This is a genomic window from Flavobacterium tructae (genome assembly GCF_002217475.1).
In the GTDB taxonomy this organism is placed as follows: domain Bacteria; phylum Bacteroidota; class Bacteroidia; order Flavobacteriales; family Flavobacteriaceae; genus Flavobacterium; species Flavobacterium tructae.
Window position 1 is genome coordinate 61,687 of record NZ_MUHH01000027.1, and the last position, 6,401, is coordinate 68,087.

The window sequence follows — 6,401 nt, forward strand, 5'->3', positions numbered from 1 at the left end:
TTAATTGATATTGATGTTGTATTTTTCTAAACGACGGTATAAAGAGCCTCTGGACAATCCTAGTTCTTCTGCCGTTTTACTGATATTATTGTTGTTTTTCAGCAAGGCTTTCTCAACTGCTGCCTTCTCTACAGAAGAGAGCTGAATATCATCCGGATTTTCTTCGTAGGGAGTTATGGTCTCTAAATCTAAATCGGAAGTAGTAATTTTATTGTTTTCGCACAGAATAACAGCACGTTCAATTTTATTTTCCATTTCTCTGATGTTACCATTCCAGGCATGTTTTTCAATTTGTTCCAGTACTTTTTTGTCAAATTGAATTGTATTTCGGTTGTATTTTGCAATCATTTTGTCGAGAAGGTATTCTGCCAGCGGAATTTTATCTTCGTGACGTTCCCGTAAAGGTGGCAGAACGATTTCCATGGTATTGATACGATAATAAAGGTCTTCCCTAAAGTTTTTATCGGTAACTTCTTGTTTAAGATTTAGGTTGGTTGCTGTAATGATGCGGACATTTAGCGGTCTTGGCTTTGTTTCACCTAGTCTGGTTACTGTTTTGGTTTGAATAACCTGCAGCAATTTCGATTGTAAATGCAGCGGTACATTTCCAATTTCATCCAAAAAGATAGTTCCGTTTTGCGCCATTTCGAAACGCCCGGGAGTATCGGTTTTGGCATCTGTAAAAGCACCTTTGGCATAACCAAACAGCTCACTTTCGAAAATATTCGAATTTAAGGCTCCCAAATCGACAGCTACAAATGGATGGCTTTTCCTTTCGGATTGGCTAAAGATATGATGTGCTAAAACAAATTTGCCTGTTCCGTTTTCGCCCAAAATCAAAACGTTAGCATCCGTTTTAGCCACTTTATCAGCAAGGGAATAGGATTTTTTGATCATTTCTGAGGTACCAATAAAAAAGTCATTTTCGACTTCAGTATTTTTTACGTTCCTCTGTTCCTTTCGGGATTGATCTACAGCCTGTTTGACAGATTCAAGCAGTTTTTTATTTTCCCAAGGTTTTAAGATATAATCAAAAGCACCGGATTTTAAGCCTTCAACAGCTGTTTCAACTTTACCAAAAGCGGTCATTAAAATAACAACCGTTTTCGGAGATAGTGTTTTTATTTCTTTCAATAAATACAAACCTTCTCTTCCGTCTTCAAAACCTATTCTGTAATTCATGTCGAGTAAAACAACATCAATGTGTTTTTGTGACAATAATTCGACAATATTTTTTGGATTATTGAGGGTATAAATGTCTTCAAAGTACTTTTTTAGGAACACTTTCGACGCAAAAAGGATGTCTTCCTGATCGTCTATGATTAATATTGCAGCATTTGTCTTTTTCATTTTTGTTCAGTTTTGGACGAAAGCTGTCCATTATTGGACACTTTTAAATTCTTTTAGATACTAAAAAATTTAAAATAAGGTAGTTACGAATTTTAAATTTTTGGCACGAAAATCATATTACTATTAGCAAATCATCAAATAGGAGAATGATTATTGCCGGTAAATGTAACAAAAATAGATATTTATAGATTATGTTATCAATTATCTTAATTTAGGATCTGTTTTTTACTTCGGCAATAAAATTCTAAGAAAGAAAAACAAACATCAAAAACAAAGTAGTATGATCAAAATTAAAAAGCTTTCTAAAATTTTTAGAACCGAAGAAGTAGAAACAAAAGCTTTAAGTGAAATTTCATTAACCGTAAACGAAGGCGATTTTGTATCGATCATGGGGCCATCAGGAAGTGGAAAATCGACTTTATTGAATATTATCGGATTATTAGACAGTGCTTCGGGGGGAAGTTATGAACTGTTAGGACAGGAAATGATTGGTCTGAAGGAAAATTTAAAATCAAAAGCGAGAAAAGAAAACATCGGATTCATTTTTCAGAATTTTAACTTAATTGATGAATTATCGGTTTTTGATAATATTGAATTACCGCTGATTTACAATAAGGTGCCGTCATCTGAAAGAAAGAAAAAAGTGCAGGAAATTGCTACTATCTTGGGTATTTCACATCGTTTGAAACATTATCCGCAACAGCTTTCGGGAGGGCAGCAGCAGCGTGTAGCCGTTGCCAGGGCTTTAATCAATGATCCGAAAATTATTCTTGCCGATGAACCTACAGGAAATCTGGACAGTAAAAATGGTAATGAAGTAATGGAATTGTTGACGGATCTTCATGCGGGAGGTGCGACAATTCTAATGGTTACACATTCGGATTATGATGCTTCGTTTTCGCAAAGAACTATTGTGATGAAAGATGGAGCTATTCTTTCGGAGAAAATGAATCATAGAAATGTAGATGTATTAGTAAACCATTCAACAAATTAAATCATGCTAAAGAACTGGATCAACATATTTATTTACCACATTAAAAACAATAAGGTTTTTACAGCCTTAAATGTTTTGGGTTTGAGTATTGGAATTGCAGGATTAATTTTTGCCATTTTGTACTGGAATGAGGAACAATCCTACGATCAATGGAACCCTAATAAAGACAAGATTTTTTTAGTAGCCAATAAAATGAATGCTACAACCTATTGGTCTTCAAGTTCGGCACCTGTTGGGGCAGCGCTAAAAGCTATAAGTCCTGAAGTCGAATCTTTTTGTTATTTGAACGGAGGTTATGATAATGACATTCTTTATTTTAAGGACAAAAAAGTACAATCTGACAAGATTACCATTGCCCAGGGAAACTTCTTTGAATATTTTCCGTATGAATTTACTGAGGGCAGTCGAAAGGGGGCTTTACCAGATGTAAACAGTATTTGTTTATCGCAGGATTTGGCGTTTAAGCTTTTTGGAAATGAAACTGCTGTAGGTAAAAAAGTAGTTTTACAGAAGAAAGTTTTGATGGTACGAGGTGTTTATAAGTTAGATAAAAAATCAGCCTATAATCCTTCTTGTGTGGTTAATTTTATGGACCAGCGCATTAATGCAAACATTCAGTTTTGGGGAAATTTTCAGTATGTTTTATTGCTGAAACTGAAAAATCAGGAGGATGAGAAACCAGTAGCAAAGAATCTCCAAAAAGTATACTTTGAAAACTTAACAGTCCGATTTGCAAAGGAGCAGGGAATTACTCCTCAAGAGCTAATTCGCAAATACGGTGAAGTGAAACCAATTTTAGAGTCACTGGCTTCCGTTCGTCTGCATACCAAGACCGGTGGTATGGCAGAATCAAAAGGGAATTTTCAATTTTTACTTATTATGGTGGGATTATCGGTTTTAATTCTGTTGTTATCAATTGTAAATTATGTTAATTCGGCTACGGCAAATGCGGTAAAAAGAGCTAAGGAGGTTGGAGTTCGAAAAATTATAGGCGCTTCAAAATATGGTATAATCCAACAGTTTGTTTTTGAAACGGCTCTCATTACGTTGTTTGCCATTTTAGTGTCATTGGTTATTGTCGAAATTTCGTTACCGTATTACAATGCTTTTTTAGAAAAATCACTGGTATTACAAAGCAGTCAGTTTTACCTGCAGCTGGTGGCTATATTTTTTATAACGGTTGTACTGGCGGGTATACTACCGGCGGTTTATGTTTCTAATTTTGAACCACTAAAGGTTTTGAAAGGAAACTTTGGCCGAAGTAAAAACGGTATTTGGCTTCGTAACGGGATGTTGATTTTTCAATTTAGTGTGGCCGCTTTTTTCATTATCGGATCTTATATTGTTTACCAGCAAATAGAACATATGAACTCTAAAGAGTTAGGTTTTAATGGAAAACAAATTCTGAACATTTCGTATAAGAATATCTATGGAGAAAAAATCAGCAACAAAGAGCGATTGGACCGATATAATAGCATCAGGAATCAGTTGCTTCATATCAAGGGGGTTAAAGAAGTTTCCGGTGGAGGTTTTGTCTTAGGATATGGCCCAAAATCGACCATCACTTATCAATATAAAGACAAAAGTATAGATGGAAATAATATACCAATTGACTTCGGATTATTGGAAATGTTGAAAATTAAAATAGTTAAAGGACGCTATTTAGATCCCAAATTTGCTCAGGATACCGTCAGTTCAATGTTGATTAATGAGACTGCACTCAAGTTATTGAACGAAAAAGATCCGATAGGGAAAAAGTTAAACTGGAATGGTCAGGATGCCATTATTGTGGGAGTTGTAAAAGATTTTAATCTGATGGATCCGGGTCAGGCTATTCCTCCCATGTCCTTTTTTCATTTTAAGACAGTGCCTTGGTTTACTGAACTTTTGAATAATATTTATATTACTGTGGATGCTAAAAACATGCAGCAGACTTTGACTGATATTGAAAATCTTTGGGTTAAAAAAGTAGATACGGAATATCCATTCTCGTATGATTTTGTCGATAAAGGATACAAAAGATCTTATAGCAATTATGTAAGACAAAAAAATCTATTTTCGTTATTAAATGTCATTGTCATTGTAATTGCGCTTTTTGGATTGTTTGCACTGGCTTCGTACTCTATTGAACGACGCATGAAAGAAATCGCGATTCGAAAAACTCTGGGTGCCGAGACAAATGTTCTATTAAAAGAACTTTGCAAGCAGTATGTGGTTTTCAGTATTATAGGTTTTTTAATGGCTTTATTTCCGGCTTATTATTTACTTAACAAATGGTTAGAAAATTTCTCGTACCGCATTACAATATCGGTTTATCCATTTTTAATTGGATTTATCGCCTTATTGCTGCTAACACTAGCAGTGGTGCTTTCAAGAGCTTATCAGGCCACTAAAATAGATGTTTTGAAATACTTGAAATACGAATAAATCATAAAAAGTAAAGCCTTCAAAGTGAGAACATTTTGGAGGCTTTTTTAATGGCAGTAAACTGAAAAAAGAACTATATTTGAAATAACAAGATTCTATTGATTAAAAAAAGAGTGCGTTTTTAAATTTTTCAGGCTATATTTTATGAAGATGTTTTTCCTTAAATCGATACTGTTTATATTTTGTCTGACCTTATTTTCCTGTGAAAGTAAAAAGCAAAATCCAGGCGCCAAAGCTTATGAAGCCGGTGTAATTTTATCTTTTGATGATGCCTATGTAGACGAATGGTCCGAAGCCGATCAGGCTTTGAGAAAATACTCCTGGAAAGCTACTTTTAATGTTTGCCGTATTGATTCGATTGGGAAACCGCAAATCGAAAAACTTCTTGAAATGCAAAAATACGGACATGAAATAGCCGGACATGGCTATCATCATTATAATGCCGTTAAATTTGTCAATAAAAATGGAATGGATGCTTACATTGATCAGGAAATTACCCCTATGATCGCTTCCATGAAAAAACATTCTTTTAAAATGACCAGCTTTGCTTATCCATACGGATTAAGATCTGATGCATTGGATAAAGCGTTATCTCCCAAATTTAAAATTATAAGAGGAAGAGCCTTTGGAGGAGAACTTCCGGAAAAACAGGATAGTTATTTTAACAATTCTAAAATTGTATTTGCCTTTGATATCGACAATAGCCATATTCATTTCAGTATTCCGTATCTTCTCGAATTATTGCACTATGCGAAGAAAAACAATAAAATTCTAATTTTATGCGGACATAAACCCGTTAGAAATGTTACTGAAAATTATCAGACGAAAATAGAAACTTTAGAATTTATCTGCCGGTATATGAAGTTAAACGATCTCAAGTTTTATACCTTATCGGACTTAGACGGTTTGCTCGAGCACAAATAAACGATTCTTTAACGTTAAATAACAATAATTTTTACTGAAACGAAAGATTCGGATCGGATCTTTTTTCAGTAGGAATTACATGTTTTTCACTCAGATCAATCTTTAAAATGAAGAGAAGGTTTTTCATGAGAATTTCTGATTTTTTTTCGAAATGAGAAGGTGAATGGTTAGAAATCAGTGCTTTGGTGTACGTGTTTGTGGTGTTCTACAAGCTCCCGATCAAACGATTTCGTAAATAATCAGACATATTTTTCCAAAAACTGTATCTTTGTATCATGAAAATTGTAGAATTAATTATTAGTAAAAATGTAGAACAAGTTCTACAGGTTGTTATAAAATGTTCTACAGTCGATTTAATTTCAGCATACTATTTTTGCTACTTATTAAGAAAATAGAAACAATTATATATTTAAAAAATAGAATAAAGTAAGTTTTTTGTAGTAAACACATTTATTCTGAAAAAAAAGATCCCCCAAATCTCTTTTAAATATCTGTTGTGTTATGGTTGCTACTGATAGAGAAGTATTCTGGCTTTGTTGTTTTTTAAACAAAGAAAGAGTAACTTAGAGCAATATGATCTGTTATCAGTATTAAAATTGAATTAGTGTTTGCTAATTTTAGCTATAGAACAATATTTATTCAAAATGTAGTACATCATTCAGGATGTTCTTTCGATACCTAATTAAAAAAGTGGCATGAGTTATTG

General features: G+C 33.7%; 4 protein-coding genes. 3 read left to right on the plus strand and 1 reads right to left on the minus strand.

What is annotated here, in order from left to right; translation table 11 throughout:
• A complete protein-coding gene (locus tag B0A80_RS13035; protein ID WP_089077551.1) occupies positions 1 to 1,350 on the minus strand; it encodes a sigma-54-dependent transcriptional regulator in 1,350 nt (449 codons plus the stop codon).
• 280 nt (positions 1,351 to 1,630) lie between these two features.
• On the opposite strand from B0A80_RS13035, the gene B0A80_RS13040 reads away from it, so the two are divergent.
• The 3 genes from B0A80_RS13040 to B0A80_RS13050 all read left to right on the plus strand — a co-directional run bounded on the left by B0A80_RS13040 (position 1,631) and on the right by B0A80_RS13050 (position 5,695).
• The gene (locus B0A80_RS13040; protein WP_089077552.1) at positions 1,631 to 2,344 is read left to right on the plus strand and encodes an ABC transporter ATP-binding protein; all 714 of its coding nucleotides are present in this window, start codon (positions 1,631 to 1,633) and stop codon (positions 2,342 to 2,344) included.
• Positions 2,345 to 2,347: 3 nt separating this feature from the next.
• Positions 2,348 to 4,771, plus strand: coding sequence for an ABC transporter permease (locus B0A80_RS13045; RefSeq protein ID WP_089077553.1), 2,424 nt, complete (start codon positions 2,348 to 2,350; stop codon positions 4,769 to 4,771).
• A gap of 150 nt (positions 4,772 to 4,921) precedes the next feature.
• Complete coding sequence (locus B0A80_RS13050) at positions 4,922 to 5,695, plus strand: polysaccharide deacetylase family protein (RefSeq protein WP_233430746.1); 774 nt, start codon at positions 4,922 to 4,924, stop codon at positions 5,693 to 5,695.
• The last annotated feature ends 706 nt before the right edge of the window (positions 5,696 to 6,401 follow it).